Source organism: Streptomyces sp. NPDC059247 (assembly GCF_042754005.1).
Taxonomy (GTDB): domain Bacteria; phylum Actinomycetota; class Actinomycetes; order Streptomycetales; family Streptomycetaceae; genus Streptomyces.
In genome coordinates this window covers 218,480-238,964 of the sequence record NZ_JBHYZW010000010.1, presented here as the reverse complement: position 1 = coordinate 238,964, position 20,485 = coordinate 218,480, and the positions used below count along the sequence as shown (strand labels likewise).

Annotated in this window: 25 protein-coding genes; 13 read left to right on the top strand and 12 right to left on the bottom strand. The window is 73.0% G+C overall.

Annotation, left to right across the window (positions count from 1 at the left end; all coding sequences use genetic code 11):
• Positions 1-7: 7 nt before the first annotated feature.
• The 3 genes from ACFXGN_RS20275 (at position 8) to ACFXGN_RS20265 (ending at position 3,180) form a co-directional block, all read left to right on the top strand.
• Entirely contained in the window at positions 8-418 is a 411-nt protein-coding gene (locus ACFXGN_RS20275; RefSeq protein WP_384860914.1) for a hypothetical protein, read from the top strand.
• Positions 419-503: 85 nt separating this feature from the next.
• Positions 504-1,883 (top strand): VanZ family protein, encoded by a 1,380-nt coding sequence (locus tag ACFXGN_RS20270; protein WP_384860911.1) that lies wholly within the window; start codon positions 504-506, stop codon positions 1,881-1,883.
• A 301-nt stretch (positions 1,884-2,184) separates the two neighbouring features.
• Complete coding sequence (locus ACFXGN_RS20265) at positions 2,185-3,180, top strand: hypothetical protein (RefSeq protein ID WP_384860960.1); 996 nt, start codon at positions 2,185-2,187, stop codon at positions 3,178-3,180.
• Between the two features lie 148 nt (positions 3,181-3,328).
• Here the strand turns inward: ACFXGN_RS20265 and ACFXGN_RS20260 are convergent, their stop codons facing one another.
• The 3 genes from ACFXGN_RS20260 to ACFXGN_RS20250 form a co-directional block, all read right to left on the bottom strand.
• On the bottom strand, positions 3,329-4,690 hold the full coding sequence (locus ACFXGN_RS20260) for an MFS transporter (RefSeq protein ID WP_384860908.1): 1,362 nt from the start codon (positions 4,688-4,690) through the stop codon (positions 3,329-3,331).
• Between the two features lie 339 nt (positions 4,691-5,029).
• Entirely contained in the window at positions 5,030-5,254 is a 225-nt protein-coding gene (locus ACFXGN_RS20255; protein WP_384860905.1) for a hypothetical protein, read from the bottom strand.
• On the bottom strand, positions 5,251-5,490 hold the full coding sequence (locus tag ACFXGN_RS20250) for a hypothetical protein (protein WP_384860902.1): 240 nt from the start codon (positions 5,488-5,490) through the stop codon (positions 5,251-5,253). Before ACFXGN_RS20250 ends, ACFXGN_RS20255 begins: the two co-directional genes overlap by 4 nt.
• Before the next feature lie 109 nt (positions 5,491-5,599).
• On the opposite strand from ACFXGN_RS20250, the gene ACFXGN_RS20245 reads away from it, so the two are divergent.
• Genes ACFXGN_RS20245 through ACFXGN_RS20235 form a run of 3 tightly spaced genes read left to right on the top strand, consistent with a single transcriptional unit; the run spans position 5,600 to position 6,838 of the window.
• Positions 5,600-6,409, top strand: coding sequence for a Scr1 family TA system antitoxin-like transcriptional regulator (locus tag ACFXGN_RS20245; RefSeq protein ID WP_384860899.1), 810 nt, complete (start codon positions 5,600-5,602; stop codon positions 6,407-6,409).
• The gene (locus ACFXGN_RS20240) at positions 6,402-6,587 is read left to right on the top strand and encodes a DUF397 domain-containing protein (protein WP_384860897.1); all 186 of its coding nucleotides are present in this window, start codon (positions 6,402-6,404) and stop codon (positions 6,585-6,587) included. The genes ACFXGN_RS20245 and ACFXGN_RS20240 overlap by 8 nt, the downstream gene beginning before the upstream one ends.
• Before the next feature lie 56 nt (positions 6,588-6,643).
• Entirely contained in the window at positions 6,644-6,838 is a 195-nt protein-coding gene (locus tag ACFXGN_RS20235; RefSeq protein WP_384860894.1) for a DUF397 domain-containing protein, read from the top strand.
• 41 nt (positions 6,839-6,879) lie between these two features.
• On the opposite strand, the gene ACFXGN_RS20230 is transcribed toward ACFXGN_RS20235, so the two are convergent.
• A complete protein-coding gene (locus ACFXGN_RS20230; protein ID WP_384860891.1) occupies positions 6,880-7,350 on the bottom strand; it encodes an NUDIX hydrolase in 471 nt (156 codons plus the stop codon).
• A 274-nt stretch (positions 7,351-7,624) separates the two neighbouring features.
• Here ACFXGN_RS20230 and ACFXGN_RS20225 point away from each other — a divergent pair, with 274 nt between their 5' ends.
• Positions 7,625-8,413 (top strand): DUF6585 family protein, encoded by a 789-nt coding sequence (locus ACFXGN_RS20225; protein ID WP_384860888.1) that lies wholly within the window; start codon positions 7,625-7,627, stop codon positions 8,411-8,413.
• A gap of 375 nt (positions 8,414-8,788) precedes the next feature.
• Positions 8,789-8,923, top strand: coding sequence for a hypothetical protein (locus ACFXGN_RS20220; protein WP_384860885.1), 135 nt, complete (start codon positions 8,789-8,791; stop codon positions 8,921-8,923).
• Positions 8,924-8,984: 61 nt separating this feature from the next.
• Here ACFXGN_RS20220 and sigJ read toward each other — a convergent pair whose 3' ends face one another.
• The gene (gene sigJ / locus ACFXGN_RS20215; RefSeq protein WP_384860883.1) at positions 8,985-9,917 is read right to left on the bottom strand and encodes an RNA polymerase sigma factor SigJ; all 933 of its coding nucleotides are present in this window, start codon (positions 9,915-9,917) and stop codon (positions 8,985-8,987) included.
• Positions 9,918-10,051: 134 nt separating this feature from the next.
• On the opposite strand from sigJ, the gene ACFXGN_RS20210 reads away from it, so the two are divergent.
• On the top strand, positions 10,052-10,540 hold the full coding sequence (locus ACFXGN_RS20210) for a hypothetical protein (RefSeq protein WP_384860880.1): 489 nt from the start codon (positions 10,052-10,054) through the stop codon (positions 10,538-10,540).
• 238 nt (positions 10,541-10,778) lie between these two features.
• Here ACFXGN_RS20210 and ACFXGN_RS20205 read toward each other — a convergent pair whose 3' ends face one another.
• Positions 10,779-11,489 carry an NADPH-dependent F420 reductase gene (locus ACFXGN_RS20205; RefSeq protein WP_384860877.1) on the bottom strand — a complete coding sequence of 237 codons (711 nt, stop codon included), beginning with the start codon at positions 11,487-11,489 and terminating at the stop codon, positions 10,779-10,781.
• A 93-nt stretch (positions 11,490-11,582) separates the two neighbouring features.
• On the opposite strand from ACFXGN_RS20205, the gene ACFXGN_RS20200 reads away from it, so the two are divergent.
• The gene (locus ACFXGN_RS20200) at positions 11,583-11,969 is read left to right on the top strand and encodes a winged helix-turn-helix transcriptional regulator (protein ID WP_384860875.1); all 387 of its coding nucleotides are present in this window, start codon (positions 11,583-11,585) and stop codon (positions 11,967-11,969) included.
• Positions 11,970-12,091: 122 nt separating this feature from the next.
• Here the strand turns inward: ACFXGN_RS20200 and ACFXGN_RS20195 are convergent, their stop codons facing one another.
• The gene (locus tag ACFXGN_RS20195; protein ID WP_384860872.1) at positions 12,092-12,766 is read right to left on the bottom strand and encodes an ABC transporter ATP-binding protein; all 675 of its coding nucleotides are present in this window, start codon (positions 12,764-12,766) and stop codon (positions 12,092-12,094) included.
• On the bottom strand, positions 12,763-13,893 hold the full coding sequence (locus ACFXGN_RS20190; protein WP_384860869.1) for an ABC transporter permease: 1,131 nt from the start codon (positions 13,891-13,893) through the stop codon (positions 12,763-12,765). The genes ACFXGN_RS20195 and ACFXGN_RS20190 overlap by 4 nt, the downstream gene beginning before the upstream one ends.
• Positions 13,894-14,022: 129 nt before the next feature.
• Between ACFXGN_RS20190 and ACFXGN_RS20185 the strand changes: the two genes are divergently transcribed.
• The 3 genes from ACFXGN_RS20185 (at position 14,023) to ACFXGN_RS20175 (ending at position 15,608) form a co-directional block, all read left to right on the top strand.
• Complete coding sequence (locus tag ACFXGN_RS20185) at positions 14,023-14,676, top strand: TetR/AcrR family transcriptional regulator (RefSeq protein WP_384860866.1); 654 nt, start codon at positions 14,023-14,025, stop codon at positions 14,674-14,676.
• Positions 14,677-14,819: 143 nt separating this feature from the next.
• Positions 14,820-15,110 carry a hypothetical protein gene (locus ACFXGN_RS20180; protein ID WP_384860863.1) on the top strand — a complete coding sequence of 97 codons (291 nt, stop codon included), beginning with the start codon at positions 14,820-14,822 and terminating at the stop codon, positions 15,108-15,110.
• A 183-nt stretch (positions 15,111-15,293) separates the two neighbouring features.
• Entirely contained in the window at positions 15,294-15,608 is a 315-nt protein-coding gene (locus ACFXGN_RS20175) for a DUF2087 domain-containing protein (protein WP_384860860.1), read from the top strand.
• Between the two features lie 93 nt (positions 15,609-15,701).
• Here ACFXGN_RS20175 and ACFXGN_RS20170 read toward each other — a convergent pair whose 3' ends face one another.
• From ACFXGN_RS20170 to ACFXGN_RS20155, 4 genes are all read right to left on the bottom strand, one after another.
• Positions 15,702-16,313: a hypothetical protein gene (locus tag ACFXGN_RS20170; RefSeq protein ID WP_384860857.1), complete on the bottom strand. Its 612-nt coding sequence runs from the start codon at positions 16,311-16,313 to the stop codon at positions 15,702-15,704.
• 77 nt (positions 16,314-16,390) lie between these two features.
• The gene (locus ACFXGN_RS20165) at positions 16,391-16,939 is read right to left on the bottom strand and encodes a hypothetical protein (RefSeq protein ID WP_384860854.1); all 549 of its coding nucleotides are present in this window, start codon (positions 16,937-16,939) and stop codon (positions 16,391-16,393) included.
• A 20-nt stretch (positions 16,940-16,959) separates the two neighbouring features.
• Positions 16,960-17,565, bottom strand: a complete 606-nt coding sequence (locus tag ACFXGN_RS20160; RefSeq protein ID WP_384860851.1) for a hypothetical protein — start codon at positions 17,563-17,565, stop codon at positions 16,960-16,962.
• 349 nt (positions 17,566-17,914) lie between these two features.
• Entirely contained in the window at positions 17,915-20,212 is a 2,298-nt protein-coding gene (locus ACFXGN_RS20155) for an FG-GAP repeat domain-containing protein (protein ID WP_384860848.1), read from the bottom strand.
• Between the last annotated feature and the right edge of the window lie 273 nt (positions 20,213-20,485).

Below are 20,485 nucleotides of genomic sequence, written 5' to 3'. Positions count from 1 at the left end.
GGCTTTCGTGAGATCTGGTTTGCGTGGCACCGTCATGGCTGTTACTGCCGTGGCGCTCATCGGGCTGGGTGGCGTCCCGGCATCCGCAGACGGTGCGACGTCGTGCCCGCTCGACGGCTGGATCACCGAAGGCAGTCGGTGCTCCAAGCTGGGCAACGGTGTCCTGTCCGCATACACGAACAACGCGGGAAATTACATCAAGGTCAACTACTACCGTACGGGTGGCGGGTCCCTGACGGCGCGGATCGGTTACGAGCGCCTCGGGGTCAACAACTACTGGGCCAACCAGAACATGAATCTGGCGCCCTTCCACTACGAGCGCTCCACCGCGCTTTCCGCGAGCTGTAGTTCGATCATCGGAAAGCTTTACACCAACGGCGGTGCCACTTACACCACGCCTGCCGTACAACCCTGCTGAATCACCCAAGGCACACTGCCGGGGCCCGTACGACTTCCGGTTCGCCGGAGGCGTACGGGCCCTTCTCCACGAACAGGCACCTCACATGATCGAAGCCGTCTTCCAGGAAGAGCTGGTCTTCCTCGCGTTCGCGATCGCGGCGACGCTGGCCGCCGGGGCATTCGTATACCGTCGCGCCTCGCGGCACCTCGACCGTTCGCGAGCGGTGTTCTACGGACTGTGGGCGTCGTCGGCTGCCGGACCGGTGCTCCTCACCGCCTGGAGCGGCAGCGGGGTCGTCACCCACCTCTGTGCGGTCAACCCGTCCTTGACGCAGTCGTTCGCCACGACCCAAGGGCAGCTCAACATCGTGCTGTTCGTGCCGTTCGGCCTCTTCGCCGTGCTGGCGACACGGCGTCCTCTCCTCAGCGTCGGGCTCGGCGCGGTGCTGTCCGCCATGATCGAGACCGCACAGGCCACCGTCCCGTTCGTCACGCGCCTGTGCGACACCGACGACCTGGTGTCCAACACGGCGGGCGTCCTCATCGGCGCGAGCGCCGGAGCCCTCGCCTGCCGCGCGTCCTTCGGAGGCGAGCCCCTGGGCCGCGCCGCCACCCGCCGTGCCGTCGGTGCGGGTGCCGCGGCGGTCGTGCTCGTCTCCCTGACCTGGGCCACGGTCATCGACCCCGTCCGTGCCGTCGTACCCACCGACTCGCCCGATGCCAGCGCCCAGCAGACGCAGGCGCTCAACACCGCGTTGACGAAGGCTCTCGGCGGCGCCTACGCCGTCGACGCCGCGAAGCTCCATCGGAACATCGAGGGCCCCAGTACCGTCAACACCCCCCTGCCCGGCGGCTTCGCCGAGCTGACCTGGCCGGACCGCGAACGGCTCACGGTGCACTTCACCCCCACCAGCCAGGGAGAGGGGACCCACGCCTACCTGATCCCCGGGGCGAGCGGGCCCGTGCGCACGGCGGAGGAAGCCCAGCGGGTCGCCACCCGGTACGCGCGGGGGTACGCCCCCTGGGCCCTGCGCGACTCCCGCGTACGGGTCTGGCCCGTCGACGCGCGGGCGGAGGACCTCGGCTGGGTCGTGGAATGGCGCCGCTGGCGGGGAAAGCTCCTCATGCCCATGCGGCTGGACATCCTGATCGAGCCGTCCGGCCGGATGACCGACCTCATCGCCCGCCACGTCGACGATCCGGCCCTGCCGGAGACCAAGGTCGGCGAGAGCGAGGCATGGGAGAAGTTCACCGCCCACCACCGGGTGGAGCCCGGCCGGATCGTCCGCGAGCGGCCCGTCTACCTGGTCGAGCGACAGGGGGACGACTGGCGCGTCCACTGGCGGCTGGCCGCCCGCGACGGCGGTCTGCTCCTCTCGGCGACGGTGGACGCCACCACGGGCGAGGTCCGGAACGCCTTCGAGGAACCGGCCGGGGCCCAGCCCCCCACTCCTGAGGGGTGGCAGGGCCCCGGAATCCAGTGACGAGCCCGCCCCTCCTGGCGGGCCCTCCTCAGAGGGTGCGGAGCCAGAGGGCCGGGCCGAGCCGCGCCGGGCCGAGCCGAGCCGGGCCGAGCCGGGCCGGGCCGGGCCGGGCCGGGCCGAGCCGGGCCGGGCCGGGCCGCGCCGGACCGCGCCGCGCCGCGCCGCCGTCCTGACCGGGGGCGTCCGCTGGCGGCGGGCGGGGTTGCCCGGGGCGCTCGGCATCGGCCGAAATCCCCTTGTCGTCCGGCCGTCCGCCTGGTGGGATGCGGGGGCTTCGACGGTGGGAGGGGACGGTTTGGCGGTGTTCGGGTGCGCGGGCTGCGGCGCGGCGCTGACGGTGTCGGTGTCACGGGTGGTCCGGCCGGTCCATCTGGCCGACAGCTACTGGGAGACGCTGCATCCGCCGCTCATGGAAGCGGGGACCTACGCCGTCGACCACGAGCGGTACGGGGCGCCCTGGCGGACCTGGGAGGAGGTCGGGGCGCGCGGCGCGGCGGCGCGGGGCTACTTCGTGGAGTTCTGGGGCGACCTCTCCGACGGGCCTTCGGACACCCTCCTGCTCGCGCCCGGCGACCTGCCCGGCACCGGGCTGATCCCGGAGCGGAACGAGGGCTACTGCCTGGGGATCGACGGCAGCGGCGGCCCGAACCTCCAGTGTCTGGAGTGCGGGCGCCCGGTCGGCTGGCGGATCGACGACTGCGGGCAGTGGCAGGTGGCCCGGCTCCTCCCGGAGGCGGTACGGCTGCCCGGTCCGCCGGAACGCCCCGTCATGGACTGGGCCGGACTGTCGGCCGAGGGCGCGCTGTGGCCGGGCCTCGGCGCGCACGGGGGGATCCCGGCGGGCGTGGCCCTCGCCCACGCGGTGGTGGCCACCGGGGGCGGCCCGATCGTGGCGGCACCCGGCCCGGTCGCCGAGGTCTTCGGCCGCGCGCTCACCGCGCTGCTGCCCTCCGGGGCGGGCGCGATGCGGCTGGACCTGGCGGGGCCGGGGCTCGGCGAACCGGCCGCCGAACTGGTGCTGGTGCCGGTCCACCCGCAGAGCGGCGAGGTGTGGAGGCCGGGCGGCGGCGCGGTGGCGGTGCCCGTCGAGGCCGCGCTCTGGGTCGAGTTGGCCTTCCCGCCCCACCGGACCCGGCTGCCGGTCGTCGGCGGGCTGCCGACGGGTGTGGAGCGGGACGACCCCCTGCCCCCGTACCCGCTGGTGCAGCCGACGGGCAACGCGTACCGCTACACCCTCGCGCGCCTGCCCGCCGGGCGGGAGCCCTGGCTGCGGGCGCTCCACGGGCGCTGGCACTGACCACCGGGGCGCCTGGCGGCCGACGCGGTCGTTCCCGGGGATGAGGCGGTGGGGCCCGGCCCCTCGCTCGTACGGCAACGGCGAAGTCCCCTGCGGCGGGCCGCCCATGAACGCGAGGAACAGGGATACGAGGGGTGGGGCGCGGGTGTCACACCCCGGTGCCCGCAGTGCCTCCCGTGCCTCCCGTGCCCGCAGTGCCTCCAGCGCCCGCAGTGCCTCCGGTGCCTCCCGTGCCCCCAGCGTTCGCGTCGTGGTTCGCAGGTGCCTCCCCCCGTTCGGCCGCCTCGGTCTTCACCTGGGCGAGGCGCCTGTTGTTCAGGACCGGCAGGACCATGAAGGCCGTGACCGCCATGGCGGCGCCACCGGCGTAGAAGGCGGCGGGGATCCCGAAGAACTTCGCCACCAGGCCGCCCGCCACACCGCCTACGGTGAACGCGCCCACGGCGACGGACCGGTAGGCCGAGGTGACGCGGCCCATCATCCCGTTCGGCACGATCTGCTGCCGGAGGGTGACGACCTGGACGTTCTGGACCAGGACCGCGAACCCGTCCAGCGCCATGAAGGCGACGGTGACCGCCGGGCTGATCGCCAGTCCCATGCCGATGGTGGACCCGGCCGACAGCAGGTTCGTCACCAGGATCAGCGTGCCGGTCGGCATCCACTCGCCGATCCTGCCCGCCACCAGGCCACCCGCCACCGCGCCGATGGCACCCGCCGCGAGCAGGACGCCGTACCAGGACGAGGGGACCCCCAGCACGTCCGTGGCGAGCAGCACGAGAACGCCGTAGGTGGCGGCGTTGACGGCGTTGCCCGTCGCCGCGACGACGCTCAGCGACCGCAGCGTCGGCGACGACCAGTACCACCGCGCGCCGACGGCGATGTCCGCGGCGACGCTCTTCACCGTCAGCGGCTCCGAGAGCGGCTCCCGCCGGTGCCGGGTCGCCGTGGGGATCAGCGCCAGCAGACCGACGGCGGCCACGTAGCCGGTGGCGCCGAGGACGAACGGGGCCATGGCCGCCGAGGCGAAGAGGAATCCGCCCACCGGCGGTCCGACGAACTCGTTGCAGACGACGAACGTGGTCTGCAACCGCCCGTTGGCCTTCCCCAACTCGTCCGGGGCGACCAGCGTCGGCAGCCACGCGGACGACGAACTGTCGTAGAGCGTCTCCGCCGTCCCGACGGCGAAGAAGACCACGTACAGCAGCGGCATGGAGACGGCGTCGCCGAGGACGGCCAGCGCGAGCACCACGAATCCGGCGGCACGGATCCAGTTCGCCGCCTGCGCGACCCGCCGCCGGTCCAGCCGGTCCGCGAGGACGCCGGATATGAAGGACAGGACCAGCCACGGGGCCCGCTGCGCCACGGTGATCCCCGCGATCAGCGCGGGGTCGTGGGTCACGGTGGCCGCGAGCAGGGGCGCCGCGGCGAGGCTTATCCCGTCGGAGAGGTTCGACGTGGCGGTGGCCGCCCACAGTTTCCGGAAGGGCCGTCTGCCGGGTGCGGGGTCCATGGTCGGTTCTCCTCGGTCGGGTGCCACGGCCCCGGGCGTCGCGGCTTCGGTACGGGACGCGGCGCTGGAACGTGACACGGCACGGCTCCCAGGACCATGGGGTTCTCTGTGCCCCGTGACCCGAGTGGAAGACCGCGCCCGCCGCCGCATCATCGCCGATCCCGCCCGCCCCTGACCAGCCGCGCACCGTTCCGCCGGGCCGGACCCGGCGGACCGTTCCGCCGGGTGTACGGCCGGGTGTACGGCCCTCCCGGCGAGGGGTCCCCGGCGGACGGGAGGGCCTGGCTCAGGGGGTACGGAGCCAGAGGGCCGCGCCGAGGGCGGCGACCGCCACCGCGATCAGGAAGAGGGCCGCGCGGGCGACGTACTGATGACGCGTACGGCTCCGCGCGGGGTCAGCGCCTCGCGTTCCTCGGGGCTTGCCGTCCAGCACTGTTCGATCGCCGCCTCCCACAGGTATCCGCTGGGCCGGACCAGGCTGAGCAGGTTCCCGTGCACGTCCCGGACCTGCCCGGTCAGGGCCCGCCGCCCGTCCGTGACGACGTCCCCGACGCGGTACCTCACGGGGTGGTCCGGGACGCGTTCAGGAGCACGGTCAGGCGCTTGGCCCCGGCCACCCCGACGACCCCGAGCCCGTACCGGTGCACGTCCCCGCCGGGGGAGCGGGTGACGTCCCGGTAGAGCCCCTTGATGGGGACCCCGGCGGTCTCCATGGCGGTCTTCAGCTCCCGGTAGACCCGGGAAGCCTCCTCCTCGGAGACGGGACGGATGGGAGGCGGCGCGTTTGTGGACGTATACATGAAGAACTCTCTTTCCGGTGGATCTCCTACGGAACTCCTTCACGATGACGTCGACATGCCTACTCTCGCCAGGAGTTGGGTTTCCCTAGGGGATCAGGAAACGTCGCATATGCCAGCTCAGAGTGAGATCGACCCGAGCGAGAGCCTGGAGAGCTTCATCGCCGACATGATCCGCGACGCCCGCAAGCGTCGTGAATGGCGGCAACAGGACCTCGCCACCAAGGTGTTCAGCAGTACTACCCGTATCTCCGAGATCGAGAACGGAGATCCGCCGGACCTCAAGCTCGGCCGCCAGATCGACCAGGTCCTCGAACTCGGCGGGGCGCTGGTGAACCTGCTGGTCATCCGTGACCGTACGGCCTTCCGCGACTACGCGCAGGGCTTCCTGCGGGACCAGGCGAGGGCGCGGACCATACATGAGTTCTCGCTGGTCGTGCCGGGACTGCTCCAGACCCCGGCGTACGCCCGCGCGATCATTCAGCAGTCCGACCCCAGCGGAAGCACTGACATCGTGGGTGCGGTGAGGCGGCGAGCTGAACGACAGGCAGTGCTCGACGGTCCGAACCCCCCGTGGTTCTGGGTGGTTCTCGATGAGAACGCCCTCTCGAAGGTGATCGGTTCCAACGAGGTGATGCGAGGACAGATCGAGTGGTTGCTCGAAGCCATCGCGCGACCGTTCATCAACGTCCAGGTCCTGCAAGCAGATCGCGCGGGCCTTCCGGGATCGGTGAGCCTGCTCACTCTCTCCTCCGGCGAACGCACTGCCTACACCGAGGGGTTCGGCACAGGCTGCTATATGGTCGAGCCATCCGATGTCGACCGATTCCAACAGGTCTACGATCGGCTTCACGCCGACGCCCTCGGGATCGTTGAATCAGAAGAGATTATCCGCGAAGCACTGGGGAAGCACGATGACTGAGCCCAACTGGCACAAGAGTACGTACAGCGGCAATGACGACAACTGTGTCGAGGTCGCGGACAGTACGCCGGGTTCTGTCCGTGTCCGGGACACCAAGGACCACGCCAAGGGTGAGCTGACCGCCGCTCCGGCGGCCTGGACGGCTTTCACGGCGTTCGCGGCGGCTCAGGCGCACTGATCGACCCCGCCGCCCGCCGGGCACGGAGCTTCTCCAGCTATCGGGAAGGAACCACGATGACTGAGACCGCACTGAACTGGCGTAAGAGCACGCACAGCGGACCCGACAACGACGCGTGCATCGAGGTCGCCGACAACTGCGCACGTGTCCACGTGCGCGACACCAAGGACCGCACCGCAGGCGAGCTGACCGCCACCCCGGCGGCCTGGTCCGCGTTCACCGTGTTCGCGGCGGCCTCGCGGCTGCTCTGATCAGGGCGTCCCCGCCCTGATCCGCGTCGAGTCGCTGACGATCACCCCAGGTAGGGAGTCGGCCGGTCTTCCAGGAAGTGCGCCAACCTCAGCCGTTGGGTGTGGTGCATGGGCAGATCGGCCAGGTCGTCGGGGTCCACGAACCGGACTTCCGTGCTCTCGTCGGAGACGGCCGGCGACCCGCCGACGACGCGCGCCCGGAAGCACACGTTGAACTGGCGCCGCACCTCTCCGTCGCTGTACGCGATGATGTGGCGCGGGTCCGTGTAGGTGCCGACGAGACCGGTGATCTCCACCTCAAGCCCGGTCTCCTCGCGGACCTCCCGGACGGCCGCCCCCGGCAGCGACTCGCCCATGTCCATCCCGCCGCCCGGCAGCGCCCACAGGCCGTTGTCCCGGCGGTGCTGGAGGAGGATGCGGCCCCGGGCGTCGGTCACGACGGCGGAGGCCGCCACCACCATGCTGTGGGGCTCCGGGGCGTCCGGGTCGTCGTAGTGCTCGGTCCGTGCCATGGGCTCAGCCTTCCACGGAGAGGGCGGTCTCCCACACGGTCGCGAAACTGTCCGCGTAGGTGTCGAACACCCCACCCGCGCCGCCCCGCCGGAGGTGCCGGGCGGGCGCTCCGTACGCGTTCACGCCCCACATATGGGCGTCGACCGGCATCTGAACCGTCAGCGCGGTAAAGGGTGTTGTGGAGAAGCGGCCCGCGCGTCCGCAGTCCGATTCCCTTCCCCCGTACGGGCCCGGCGGCCGACAATGGGCGTCCAGGGAATCTCGGGGGGACCCATGCTGGAGCAAGTCCGTGTCGTCGTACCGCCCACCCTGCGCGAGGCCGCCCGGGACTGCGGGATGGGGGCGCGTCGCGGGACCGTGCGCACCGAGCCCGGACGGCTGGTCTGGAGCTTCCTGGTGCCGCTGGTCCTGTTCGGCCTGGCCATCCTCTGGTACGTCTTCCGGAACGCGATCGGGGCCTGGTACAACTCCCTGCCGTTGACCGTCCTGGGCGTGGCACCGCTCGTGTTCGCGGGATGGATCGTCGTACGGTCCCGGTCCCAGCCGCAGGTGTGGGTCGGCCACTACGAGCAGGGGATCGTCCGGTGGGTCACCGGGAGGGTCCCCGAGGTGTACCCCTGGGAGGAGATCGTCAGCGTCGGCCGGTCGAGGACCACGGTGGGCAACGGGCTGACGAGCGCCTCGCAGAACACGCTCACCGTGTACGTGGCGGGCGGCGGATCGATGGTGCTGACCGACGCCTACGAAGGGCTCGCGGACTTCGCCGAGGCCGTCGACGCCGACTTCCACCGGTTCCGGCTCCCGCTGGACACGGCCCGTCTGGAGGCGGGGGAGCGGCTCGACTTCCTCCTCGTCCGCATCGACCTCGCGGGGATCGAGCACCTGGACGAGCGCCTGGAATGGGGTGCGGTGGAGGGGGTCGAGCTGGCGCGGGGAAAGCTGGTCGTCCGCCGAGTCGGCGTCGCCGAGCCGTGGATGGCGCTCCCGGCGGAAGGGGTGCTCAACCTGCGGATCTTCCTGACGCTCGCCGAGGGGCTGCGCCGACAACACCGCCCGGGGTAGCCCGCCGGGACCTTGCCGGACTGCCGGGGGCCCTTGCCAGAGACCGCCGGGGTTTCTTCGCCGGACCGCCGGGCCCTTGCCGGACCGCCGGGGCTCTCCGGCGGACCACCGGGCCCTTGCCGGACTGCCGGGGCCCTTGCCGGTCCGCCGGAGCCCTCCGCCGGGCCGAAGACCGCCATGTCGGGCCCCCGCAGAAGGCCCCCGGCCGCGCCTCGCCGCATCGGGTCCCGCAGGGCCGAGCACTGTAGGCAACCATCGCTTTTCGGGCACTCTTTGGCCGTACTTTGCCTTCGGTGGGCCGGATTCCGCCCCTACGTTGGCTCCCGGGACGGCCTCGGAGCCGTACCGCACATCCATCGAACGGGGAGATTCTCGATGACCACACTGCGCAGGGCCATGGCCACGCTCGCTCTCGCCGCCCTGGTCTCCATGGGCTCGGCGGGCGTCAGCCACGCCTGTGATTCCGTACCGAACCCGACCGCCGGCGAGTTCTACTGCCAGCAGGCCTGACCGGCACCGGGGGCGGCGGGTTCCTCGGCCGGTCCGGCGGTCGCGTGATCGACCGCTTCCGTCAGGACCCCTGAGCCGCCCCCGGCCCCTCGCCCGGCACGGTCCACGCCGTCAGCTTCTCCGGATTGCGGACCGCCCAGATCCTGGTCACCCGGTCGCCGTCGAGATCGAACGCGGCGACCGTGACGACCGTGTCCCCGTGCCGGGCGACCAGCCCCGGGCGCCCGTTCACCCTGTGCTCCGACAGGACCAGACCCGGGGCCTTCCCCGCGACGAAGACGAAGTACTCCGCGATGCGGCGCGCCCCCGCCACCGGGCGGAGCGCCGTCCCGACCAGGCCGCCGCCGTCCGCCGTCATCACCGCGTCCGGGTCGAGCAGGCCGACGACCGCGCCGATGTCCTTCGCCTCCCACGCCTCCTTGAACCGCCGTACGAGAAGCGCCTGTTCGGCCTCCGGGAGCGCGGCCGTCGTCCGCGCCCGGTCCGCGCGGACCCGCCGCCTGGCCGACGCGGCGAGCTGACGGCAGGCCGCCGGAGTACGGCCCACGATCCCGGCGATCTCCGGGAACGGATAGCGGAACACGTCGTGCAGGACGAACGCGACCCGCTCCGCCGGAGTCATCGACTCCAGCACCACCAGGAACGCCATCCCCACCGACTCGTCCAGGGCCACCCGGTCCGCCGGATCGGCCCCACCGCCCCCGCCCCACTCCGTACCGTCCGGCAGCGGCTCCGGTATCCACGCGCCCACGTACCGCTCCCGCCGTACCCGCGCCGAACCGAGCACGTCCAGACAGATCCGCCCCGCCACCGTCGTCAGCCACGCCCCGGGCACCTCGACTGCCGCCCGCCGCGCCGGAGTCAGCGCGTACCAGCGGGCGTACGCCTCCTGTACGGCGTCCTCTGCCTCGGTCAGCGAACCGAGCAGCCGGTAGGCGATGCCGGTCAGCCGGGGCCGCTCCCCGGCGATCGCGCCGGAGTCCTGGATGCTCATGGGTGACGTCCGCTCCCCGCTCGTCCGGCGCGAGGCGTGCGGCGCACCTCGCCTCACACTTCGCGGGCCTGTTTCGTCGAACAGCCGAGACAGTACCGAGCGACCGCCGCACGGCGGGACGAGGGGGCGGAACGATGTCCGTACTGAGGAAGAACGGGACGACGGGGACCACGGGCGGGACGACGGCGGGGGCGGGGGACGGGAGCGCGAGCCGTACGGGCGGGAGCGAGAAGTGCGCGGGCGGGGGTGCGGACGGCGCGGGCGGGTGGCCCGCCTTCGTCCGGGGCGCGGTGGTGGTCCAGACCGTCGCCCTCCTCTTCCAGGCGGTGACGGCGGGCCTGCTGCTGTCCACCTCGTACGGGGAGACCCTCCACGGGGTGGGCGCCCGGGTGATGTACGGCGCGTCGATGCTGTACCTGCTGGCGGCGGTCCTGGCCTGGCGGCCGGGCGGCGGCTCCCCCCGCCGGACCGTCCACGCGACCGGCTTCCTCCTGCTCGCCTCCCTCCAGGTGGTCCTGGGCATCGCCCACGTCCCCTCGGTCCATGTCCCCCTGGGGGTCGTGATGTTCACGTTGAGCGTGCTCGATCTGGTGGGGACGCGGGGCGGTCGCGTACGGCGGTGAGGGCGCCCGGTTCGGGGGAGCGGCTCGGGGGTCCGGTCCGGGGAGCGGTCTGGGGGTGTGGCCCGGGGCCCGGTCCGGGGGAGCGGTCCGGGGGAACGGTTCGGGGGGTGGCCCGGATGAGTGGCCCGGGTGATCGGCGGGTCGAGCGGACACCGCCTCCCGTACGGGTGACGGACACCGCCTCCCGTACGGGCCCCGGTCGCGCCCCTGGGCGGCCACCGTCCACGGCCGTCCCCGGCTACGGCCGTCCCCCGCTACGGCCGTCCCCCGCTACGGGCGTACGGCCCCGCCCGCCCCCGGCGCCGCCCGGTCCCGACGCGTACGCCAGCGGAGGGGCGATCGCCTGGGCGTCCGCGCCCTCCCCGACCCACAGGCCGATGAACAGCGCGGCGGTCGCCTCCAGGAGGCCCGCGCGGTCCAGACCGCCGCCGGACACCGGGGCGCAGCCCGCGTCCCGGACCAGTCCGTGGACGAGGGCGAGGGCCGCCGGGTCGTCCCCGCAGACCGGCACGGCCAGCGGCCTTCCGCCGAAGACCGGGGGCCGCATCCGCCACACGTCCTCGTGGCACAGGTTGAACGCCTTGACCACCCGGGCCCCCGGCGCGGCCTCCGCCAGCCGCCGCGCGGCCGACGGCCCGCCCTCGGTCAGCAGCCGGAAGCCGGGCCCGACCGGGTTGGAGCAGTCGATCAGCACCCGGCCGTCCAGCGCCCCGCGCAGCTCCCGCACCACCCCGGCCCCGGCCCCGTACGGCAGCGCCGCGAGGACCACCTCGCCGGACCCGGCCGCCGCCCGGAGCCCGGCGGGCCGCGCGCCCCCGCCGAGGCGCGCCGCGAGCCGTTCCGCCGCGCGCGGGTCGCGCCCCCCGACCGTCACCTCGTGCCCGGCCCGCACCCAGTGCGCGGCGAGCGCGTCCGCCATGCTCCCCGTGCCCAGTACGCCGATCCTCATGGTGTGTCCCCTCCGCCGTGAAATCCCTTACGGGGCAGCCGGGTTCGGCTGTCCGTACCGACGCTAGGGAGCGGCTCGGGCACCATTCGGTACGTGACCCCAGACCCCCGCCTCGCCGACTGCCGGGCCCGCCTCGCCTTCGACCTGTTCGCGAACACCTGGAACGCCGTGGTGCTGTGGGCCCTGCGCGACGGCCCCCTGCGCCCGGTCGAGCTGCGGGAGCGGATCGGCGGCATCAGCTCCAAGGTCCTCACCGAGACCCTGCGGCGGCTCGGGTCCGACGGCCTGGTCGAGCGGCACCCCCGCCCCGGCTCACCACCCCGCGTCGAATACGAACTCACCGCCCTGGGAAGGACGTTGCTGGGCCCGGTCGAGTTCGTGGGCGCCTGGGGCTTCGAGCACGGCGAGGAGGTGATGGCGGCCCGGGAGCGCGCGTGCGAGACCGCCACCCCCGGGACCGGAGGCGGGGGCGGGGGCTGACGCCGGGGCCGTACGTCTGGCGACGGCGCGCGCCCCGGGACGGTCCGGGGGGTCAGACCTCCGGCCGCCGGGACCGGTCCGGGGGCGGCGCCGGACCCGGGGTGCCGCCCACCGGACCGGGGTCAGGCCGCGAGCGGCGGCGCGTGGTCCCCCATGTCCACCGTCCCGTCGGCGGCCTCCGTGACCACCGGGTCGTGGGTCGCCACGACGGTCACACAGCCGTGTTCGTGCGCCGTGCGGGCGATCAGGGCCGTCAGGTCCTCCGCGCGGGCCCGGTCGACGGCCGCCGTCGGCTCGTCCACCAGGAGCAGCTCGGGCTCCAGGAGGAGGGCGCGGGCCAGGGCGACCCGCTGGCGTTCGCCGCCGGAGAGCTGGTCCGGGCGGTGGGACCCGCGATGTCCCAGCCCGACCTCGTCGAGCAGCGCGCGGGCCCTCGGGCGCAGGGCCCGCGGGCTGCGCCCGGTCAGCGAGACGGCGGCGAGGAGCTGCTCCTCTGCGGTCAGCCCGGTGAGCAGGTTGCCGCTCTGGAAGACGTAGCCGATGCGCTCCCGGCGGGCGCGGGCCCGCTCCCGGTCGGTGAGCGCGGCGAGATCGGTCCCGTTGAGCAGGACCCGGCCCGCGTCCGGCCGCAGCAGTGCCCCGGCGACCGCGAGCAGCGTCGACTTGCCCGAGCCCGAGGGGCCGACGAGCGCGGTGAGCGCGCCCGGCGGGAAGCGCGCGTCGAGACCGCGCAGGGCGGTCGTACGGGACTCGCCCCGGCCCAGGGTGACGGTGACGTCGTGGAGATGGAGGCTCATCGTCCGGCTCCCAGCAGGGTCATCGGGTCGACGGTGGCGACCCGTCGCAGGGTGAGGGCGGAACCGGCGAGGCCGACCAGGGCCACCGCGAGCATGGTGGCGGCGAGCGTCCCGGCGGGCAGGCTGAACGGCACCTGCTCGCCGACGAGCAGGCCGACGCCCGCCGCGAGGGCGGCACCGACCGCGGTGCCGGTGGCGACGACCACCGCCGCCTGCGCGAGGGTGTGCCCCAGGAGCCTGCGCCGGGAGGCGCCCATCGCGCGCAACAGGGCGAGTTCCGGGGTGCGCTGGACGGTCCACACGGCGAAGAAGGCGCCGACGACGAGCGGTGCGATCAGGAACAGGAACGTCTGGATCGACGTCATCGTCAGACGCTCGCCGTCATAGCCGGGGGCTGCCGCGAAAGCGGTCTCCAGGGGGACGGTCGTGGTGTCGTGGCGCCGGTCGGCGGCGGCGAGGGCGTCGCCGCCGGTCCCGTCGGGGAGCCGCAGCGCCACGGCGCTGTACTGGGCCGGGAGCCCGGCGGGGGCGGCCGAGGCCGCTCCGGGCGCGGTGAAGCGGACGCGCCGCCAGGTGTCGGCCGTCATGTACGCGACGGGCACGTGCCCGTACGAGGAACGGCCGGTGGCGCCGACGACGTCGAGGCGGATGCCGAGGCGGTCCACGACGAGGGCGTCACCGATCCGGACGCCCTCGTCGAGGAGCTGGCGGGAGACGACGACGCCCTGCGGGCGGGCGGGGTCGAGCGGTCGGCCGTCGTCGGCGCCGGGGTCGGTGAAGGCGCCGGGCACGACCCCGAACGCGGCGAGGTCGACCTCGGTGCCCCGGCCGGTGGTGCCGCGCGTGATGGTCACGCCCAGCGGGGTCGCCTCGGTGCCGTCCTCCCGGCCCCAGTCCTCGGCGGTACGGGCGTCCACCAGGCCCCGGGCGAACTGGTCGGAGTCCGAGCCCGGGGCGAAGGCGACATGGGTGGCGGGCAGGCGGCGCAGGGCGGAGACGGTGTCGTCACCGAGGCCGGTGGTGAAGCCGGAGACGATGCCGACGAGCGCGGCGACCAGGACGACGACGCTGCCCATCAGCAGGAAGCGGCCCCGGGCCGCTCTCAGTTCCAGCAGGGCGAGGAACACGGTGTTCCCTCCTCCGGTGATCTCTGGGATGCCTCCGCCCCAGGATGGGGACGGAGCGTCCCTAAGATAGAAGATGGGGACGCGGCGTCTCCAAGAGGGGTCCCCGGAGAGCGCGCCTAGACTTGGCCCGTGCCCAAGATCCACGCCGCCACGGTCGCCGACCACCGCTCCCAGCAGCGCGCCGCACTGCTCGGGGCGGCCCGCGAGATCCTGGAGGAGGGCGACGCCTCCCGGGTGACCTTCGCGGAGGTGGCCCGCCGCACCGGGCTCGCCCGCAACAGCGTCTACAAGTACTTCCCCGACCGGCAGCACCTGCTGACCGCCGTCGTCCACGAGGCGGCCCCCCGCTGGACCGAGCGCATCCACGAGGCGCTCGCCGCCGCCGGGGACACCCCCGGGGACCGGGTCGCCGCCTACGTCACCGCCCAGCTCCTCATGGTCCGCGAGGGCGAACACCGCATCGCCCGCGCCGTCGCCGACGAGCAGGACGCCGCCGCCCTCCGCGCGGGCGCCGACACCGCCCACCGGGCCCTCCTCGACCCTCTGGTCGCCGCCCTCCGCGACCTCGGCGACGACGATCCGCTCCTGACCGCCCGCTTCCTCCAGGGCTTCGTCAACGCCGCTACCACCGCCCTGGAGAACGGCGCCGACTGGGCCGCCGTCACCGACCGGGCCGTCCGCCTGTCCGTCGCGGCCCTCGGTGGAATCGGTGGAATCGGTGGAACCGGTGGCCCCGGGGCGGGCGGGGCCGTGCCTCCGGCGGGCGGGCGCGCGGGGGAGTAGGGGGCGGGCGCGCGGGGGAGCAGGGGCGGTGTCCCCTCGCCCGTTCGGGGTCCGTCGCCGTGCGGCCCTTCCCGGCGCCTGCTGAGCTGGACGCGATCCCCGAACCCCGTACTCCCGCGTCCCCCCACCCCCAGGAGCAGGGCATGGCCGTCATCGTCACGATCGAGATCCCCGGCGGCACCCGGGAGCAGTACGAGGAGACCACCCGGCGCCTCGGAGAGACCGACTGGTTCCCGCCCGCCGGGCTCCTCGCGCACGCCGCCGGGCCCGACGGCGACGGCGGATGGCGGGTCGTCGACTTCTGGGATTCCGAGGACGACTTCCTCGCCTTCATGGAGAAGGGCAGGCCCGTCTTCGAACGCGAGGGCGTCCGTACGGTCCTGCCGACCGTCCAGGAGGCGACCCACGTCATGGTGCCGCCCGGCCCGCGCTGAGACCCCTTCGCGGGGCGGCCCGTGCTGAGACCCCTTTGCGGGGCGGCCCGTGCTGAAAACCCTTCGCGGGACGGCCCGTGCTGAAAACCCTTTGCCGCCCGGCCCGCGCTGAGACCCCTTCGTGGGGCGGCCCGCGCTGAAAACCCTTTGCGGGGTCGGGCCGTGAGCGGCACGCTCTCGACCATGACCAGCACCGCTTCCCCCGCCCGCCCCGTCGCGGACCTGTTCGCCGCCGACGGGCGCCTCAAGGCGGTCCCGCGCCGTCCGGCCCGCCGTGAGGCGCTCCTCGCGCACCTCGCCGAGACCCTCTTCGAGACCGGCCGCGACTACCGCGAGCCCGAGGTCAACGAAGCCCTCGTCGGCGTGCACGCGGACTACCCGGCCCTGCGCCGGTACCTCGTCGAGGGCGGTTTCCTCGCCCGTACGAAGGACGGCTCGGCCTACCGTCGGCAGCAGCGCCCCGACTCCTCCCCGGACACGGTCCCCGCCGTCGCGTGACCGGTCCGGTGCCCGGAGGCCGACGGCGGGCCCGCCCGCCGGACACGGCCCTCGCGCCGCGATCCGCGCGGGCGCGTGCGGGCGCGTGCTTCGTCAGAAGCCGAAGGCGTTCTCGAAGAAGTCGCTGATGGCGGTGGCTGCCGTGTCGAACCACTCGTCGATCTCGTCGTCGGTCTGGTCGAACCAGTTCTCGACGTTGTCGATGATCTTGCCCCAGTGGTCGTCGAGGTGGGTGTTCTCCGTCGCGCGGCCGTCGTGGGCGTGGTCCTGGGTCGTGCGGTCCAGCCCTTCCAGTTCGGTCTCCAACTGGCCCCTGGACTTGTCGAGGAGCTGCTGCAGGGAAGCGACGGACTGATCGTCCTTGTCCTTGAGCTGCTGGAGGATCTGCTCCTTCGTCGCGGTTCCCACGAGATACCAGTGGATAGAGTATTTCGTGCTGTTGCAGTTTTCTGTCGTGTCGTCCCCGTTGCCGCCCTTGTCGCCCTCGAAGACCTGGAGGACGGGCTGGGGCAGGTCGGAGTAGTCGTCGTCGGTTCCGGCCCGCGCCCGTTCCCATGCTTCTCTGGCCAGCGGGGGCAGGTCGTCCGGGGACGGGAGGGGCCGACCGGCCAGCCGGGCCCGCAGGCGCTCGACGGTGTGGTTGTCGAGGGCTTCGACGGTCTCGCCGATCTGCTGCCGTGTCAGACGCTCTTCGGTGTCACTCATGGAAGTCGCTCCGTCCCGCTCTTCGGGTGGTGGCACGGGGCATGGCGCCCCGTGCCGGGAAGGGGCCGGTCACGGCGTCAGCCGAACAGCCGCTTCATGTGGTCGTCGTACTCCTTGAGCACGCCCCGCAGCCATGCCTCGGCTTCGTCGGGCGTCATCGTGGTCCACGACTTCTGCGCGGAGACCTTGTCCAACGCGTCCCCCATCGCCGCCGTCTCCGCGCTCCGGGCGCGCAGACCTTCCTGCTGGACCTCCGAGGAGTACTTCGTCAGCTCGTCGGCCAGTTCCTCGCGGGACTGGTCGAGCCGGGCGTCGACGGCCGCGAGCGACGCCTCGTCCTTGGCCTTCAGCAACTCCTTGAACCGGGCCTCGGTGATCTGCCCGTCCCGGTACTGCTGGATGCTGTCCCGGGTCTTGCCGATGTTGACCGCGAAGATGGCGTCGAACTGCCGACCGTCCTCGTGGAAGATGTCCAGGACGGGCGTCGGCAGATCCTGGTAGGTCTCCTCGGCGCCGCTCCCGTTCCCGCCGGGGGCGGAAGCACCGTCCAGGGCCCGCTTGTCGACCGCTTCGAGGGCGTGGAGAAGATCCGCCCGGGTGAGCTGCTTCTCAGCCGCTGCTGTCATGGTGGATTCCCGCCCGTCCGCTAGAACTTGAACCAGGTCATGAAGAAGTCGGCGATGCTCTTGAAGGCGCCCTTGAACCAGTCCACGACCTCGTCGACGATCTTCTTGAACCAGCTGCTGACCTCGTCCGAGATGCTCTGCCACCAGTCGGTGAAGCCGCCGTTCGACTTCTGGCGGCCGTTGAGCCCCTTCTGCTGCACGTCCGAGGGGCACTTCGCCAGCTCGTCGGCCAGGTTCTCCCTCGACTTGGCCAGCTGGTCCTTCAGATCCTTGACCGACTTGTCGTCCTTGGTCTCCAGCTGGGCTTCGAGTTCCTCCTTGGTCAGGCTTCCGTCGCGGTACTGCCCGACCTTGTCCTTGGTGGTGTCCTCGTTCTCCGACCCGATCCCGTCGTTGCCCTCCTTGTCCCCCTTGAAGATGGCGAGCACCGGCTCCGGGAGGTCTTCGTAGGTCTCGTCGTCCGAGGCCGTGTCCAGTGCCTCCTGCGCCGCGCGCGGGAGCGGGACCAACTGGGCCTGGCGTCCCTCGCGGTGCGCGTTGACGCTCTCGATGGCGCGGAGGTCGATGGCTTCGAGCGCTTCGAGGATCTCCGCCTTGGAGAGCTGCGGGACTGCGGTGGTGGTCATGGTCTTCTCCGTCTCCGTACGCGCCGTTCCAGGCGCTGATGGGGTGACGGGACACCACGGCCGGCCAGTCATATGCCGCAGATCCCGTCACACGGAGGGTCTAGCGGGGCGGACCGGCACCGGACCAGCTCATGACGGATATCGCCACCCGTATGGCGGTATCGGATCACCGGGGAAACGATGCGCCGCACCCTCCCCTCTTGACCCTCCCGTCACGTCCCCGGCGGTAGGCGGGACCGCTCGGGGGACTCGTACGGGACGCTCGTACAAGGGCACTCGTACGGGGGTGTTCGTGCGGGGGGTATTCGTACGGAGCCGGGCGCCCGGAGCCGGGCGCCCGGGGGTCCGGTCAGGCGTACAGGTCGGTCACGACCTCGGGTGAGGTCACGGGGCCGGCGGCCATCCACGGGGAGTGGAACGGGTGCTTCCAGGTGCCGCTTCCCCGGTACAGGGACGAGGAGGGGTAGGCGCCCGCCGTCGTGGCGAACAGGTCCGGGCGTCCGTCGCGGTCGGCGTCCCCGAGGCCCACCAGGTGGCCGAAAGTGCCCCAGCCGCCGCCGATCCGGGTGCGCGGCGCGAACGTGCCGTCGCCCTTGCCGAGGTGGAGCCAGAGGACGCCCGCCCGGTCGCGGCCCACCAGGTCACCGGCGGGGCCGCCCGCGAGGTTCCCGACGGCGGTCATCTCGTTGTAGGTCCCCCAGCCGCCCGCGATCCGCTTGCGGGCCGAGAAGGGCGCGTTCGCGTTGCCGGTGCCGGGGTGGAGCCACAGGACTCCGGACCGGTCCGTGGCGAGCAGGTCGGGCCTGCCGTCGCCGGTGACGTCCGAACCACCGGTCAGCTTGTCGTACCCGCCCCAGCCGCCGCCGATCCTGGCCGGGGGTGCGAACGGCTTCCGGCCGTCGCCCGTGCCCCGGTACAGCCACAGGACGCCCGAGCGGTCCCGGGCCACCAGATCGCCCGTCGCCGTACCGCCGACGTTCCCGGTCGCCTCGATCCGGTCGTAGACCTGCCAGCCGGAGCCGACGAGCCGCTTCGGGTTCACGTCCAGCTGCCGGTCCTCGGGCCACATCGCGAAGGTGTCCCTGAGCCACAGGCGGCCCTTGGTGTCACGGGCCAGCACGTCCGGCGAGCCGTCGCCGTCGTAGTCGTGCGCGCCGGGCTTCCGGGTGACCGTGAACGATCCCGAGGCCCGCAGGTCGGGTCCGATGCCGTTCAGCGGCTTCGCGGTGATCTCCCAGGTGTACGGGCCCGGCGACGCGCCGGTCCACTGGTCGCCGACGCCCTCCCACCGCAGCTCACCCCGCCACGCCCAGGTCATGGTCTGCGGGTCGTACTCGACGCCGCTCCAGGGGAGCGGGTTCTCGGTGATGTACTCGCCGGTGCGCGTGTTGCGGAGCTTCGCCGTCATGGTGACGTTGGTGCGGCTGAGCCGCCAGTTCAGGGTGAACCGGCCGCCGGAGCGGTCGAGGTCCAGGGTGGCGGGGATGTTGTGTCCCAGCAGGGCGACCTTGGTCGGCGCACCCGTGGCGGCGACCCGGGTGGCGACCGGGGCGCCGTCCGCGCCGGGCGCGATCCGGTACACGCCCTCGCCGCCCGCGACCGTGCCGCCGAGGATCCCGATCGCGTCCCCGGGGGCGTCGATGCCGGAGACGGCGTGGTCGAGGAGCTTCCGGGTGGCCGTGCCGTACAGGTGGCGGGCCGTGACCGCGTGGGAGGCGTTGGCGGAGGTGTCGAGCAGCCCGCCCTTCCTGGCGTACGTCACCCACTTCCCGACCAGACCGAGCGTGACGTCGCCCGTGCCGGGGAGGGTGATCTGCTGGACCTTCCCGGTGGCCCGTTCCAGGACGTGGACGACCGTGTCGCGCGCGGTGTGCCGGGCCCAGGCGACATGGGTCTCCGAGAGGACGGCCGAGGCGTGCCCGTACGCGGGCGAGGTGATGTCCCGGTGCGCGGTGACGGCGGCCGTCGTCAGGTTCATGACCGCCCAGTGGGTCCGGGAGCCGTCCGTGCCCGTCCGGTACGAGAGCAGGACGTCGTCGCCCGCCGCACCGATCGCGAACAGGCCCGTGGCGTCCGCCGGGAGACCGGTCACGGTCCGCCGGACCGGGGGCGCGCCCGCCGCGCCGGGGGAGTACACGTACAGGCCCGAGCGGGAGGCGCCGGCGTCCTTGACGGAGACGAAGAGGTGGGTGCGTACGGCCCCGGCGAACTGTCCGTTCGGACCCGCGCTCGCGGTGGACACCTGGTAGACGTTCTGCCCGGTCGTCATGTCCTTGAGCGCGATGAGACCGCGCACCTCGTCCACGACCAGGTCGGAGTCCCGCGAGCCGAACACGAAGTGGCCCCGGGGGAAGGTCGTCACGCTGCCGTCGGCGAAGCGCGTCCAGCGGGCGATGTCCGGGTCCTTCTGGTCCCAGGTCAGCACCCCCGTCCGGCCGAGGCTCACGAGGTGGTCGCCGGGGGCGAAGCCGCCCGCCTGGGCCGCCGCCGTCGCCGTGGTCGTCGCCGTGGTCGTCGCCGTGGTCGTGGCCGTGGTCGTCCCGGGGCCGGTGGCCGCCGTCGCCGTCCCGCCCGGCAGGCCCGCCGTCACCGCGAGCGCGACCAGGGTCGCCGTACCGAGCCGTCGATGTCTGTTTCCGTGGGACAACGCGCTGTTCCTCCAGCCGATTCATGAGGCATGGCGCCGACACGCCACGACCGCATGACTCACGGGGAGGGGGAAAGGTTGTACGGCGGGCGGGGCCTTCTCCTGGTCGGCGGACAGGGCTTTCTTCCGGTCGGTGGGCGGGGCCTTCTCCCGGTCGGTGGGCGGAGTCTTCTCCCGGTCCTCCGGGTGGAGTCTCCTCCCGGAGGAACCGGTTCCCCGCGCCGACCGGGTCCTTTCCGTCTCCGGTCCCGTCCCCGCCGGGCCGTACGCGTG

What these genes read in the sequence shown, in the direction of transcription:
- ACFXGN_RS20250 (WP_384860902.1), bottom strand. Translation starts at nt 5,490, where the DNA reads ATGTATACGTCCACAAACGCGCCGCCTCCCATCCGTCCCGTCTCCGAG.
- ACFXGN_RS20195 (WP_384860872.1), bottom strand. Translation starts at nt 12,766, where the DNA reads ATGAGCCTCCATCTCCACGACGTCACCGTCACCCTGGGCCGGGGCGAG.
- ACFXGN_RS20270 (WP_384860911.1), top strand. Translation starts at nt 504, where the DNA reads ATGATCGAAGCCGTCTTCCAGGAAGAGCTGGTCTTCCTCGCGTTCGCG.
- ACFXGN_RS20225 (WP_384860888.1), top strand. Translation starts at nt 7,625, where the DNA reads ATGCTGGAGCAAGTCCGTGTCGTCGTACCGCCCACCCTGCGCGAGGCC.
- ACFXGN_RS20170 (WP_384860857.1), bottom strand. Translation starts at nt 16,313, where the DNA reads ATGAGTGACACCGAAGAGCGTCTGACACGGCAGCAGATCGGCGAGACC.
- ACFXGN_RS20235 (WP_384860894.1), top strand. Translation starts at nt 6,644, where the DNA reads ATGACTGAGACCGCACTGAACTGGCGTAAGAGCACGCACAGCGGACCC.
- ACFXGN_RS20220 (WP_384860885.1), top strand. Translation starts at nt 8,789, where the DNA reads ATGACCACACTGCGCAGGGCCATGGCCACGCTCGCTCTCGCCGCCCTG.
- ACFXGN_RS20165 (WP_384860854.1), bottom strand. Translation starts at nt 16,939, where the DNA reads ATGACAGCAGCGGCTGAGAAGCAGCTCACCCGGGCGGATCTTCTCCAC.
- ACFXGN_RS20230 (WP_384860891.1), bottom strand. Translation starts at nt 7,350, where the DNA reads ATGGCACGGACCGAGCACTACGACGACCCGGACGCCCCGGAGCCCCAC.
- ACFXGN_RS20240 (WP_384860897.1), top strand. Translation starts at nt 6,402, where the DNA reads ATGACTGAGCCCAACTGGCACAAGAGTACGTACAGCGGCAATGACGAC.
- ACFXGN_RS20175 (WP_384860860.1), top strand. Translation starts at nt 15,294, where the DNA reads ATGACCAGCACCGCTTCCCCCGCCCGCCCCGTCGCGGACCTGTTCGCC.
- ACFXGN_RS20180 (WP_384860863.1), top strand. Translation starts at nt 14,820, where the DNA reads ATGGCCGTCATCGTCACGATCGAGATCCCCGGCGGCACCCGGGAGCAG.
- ACFXGN_RS20205 (WP_384860877.1), bottom strand. Translation starts at nt 11,489, where the DNA reads ATGAGGATCGGCGTACTGGGCACGGGGAGCATGGCGGACGCGCTCGCC.
- sigJ (WP_384860883.1), bottom strand. Translation starts at nt 9,917, where the DNA reads ATGAGCATCCAGGACTCCGGCGCGATCGCCGGGGAGCGGCCCCGGCTG.
- ACFXGN_RS20245 (WP_384860899.1), top strand. Translation starts at nt 5,600, where the DNA reads ATGCCAGCTCAGAGTGAGATCGACCCGAGCGAGAGCCTGGAGAGCTTC.
- ACFXGN_RS20210 (WP_384860880.1), top strand. Translation starts at nt 10,052, where the DNA reads ATGTCCGTACTGAGGAAGAACGGGACGACGGGGACCACGGGCGGGACG.
- ACFXGN_RS20160 (WP_384860851.1), bottom strand. Translation starts at nt 17,565, where the DNA reads ATGACCACCACCGCAGTCCCGCAGCTCTCCAAGGCGGAGATCCTCGAA.
- ACFXGN_RS20260 (WP_384860908.1), bottom strand. Translation starts at nt 4,690, where the DNA reads ATGGACCCCGCACCCGGCAGACGGCCCTTCCGGAAACTGTGGGCGGCC.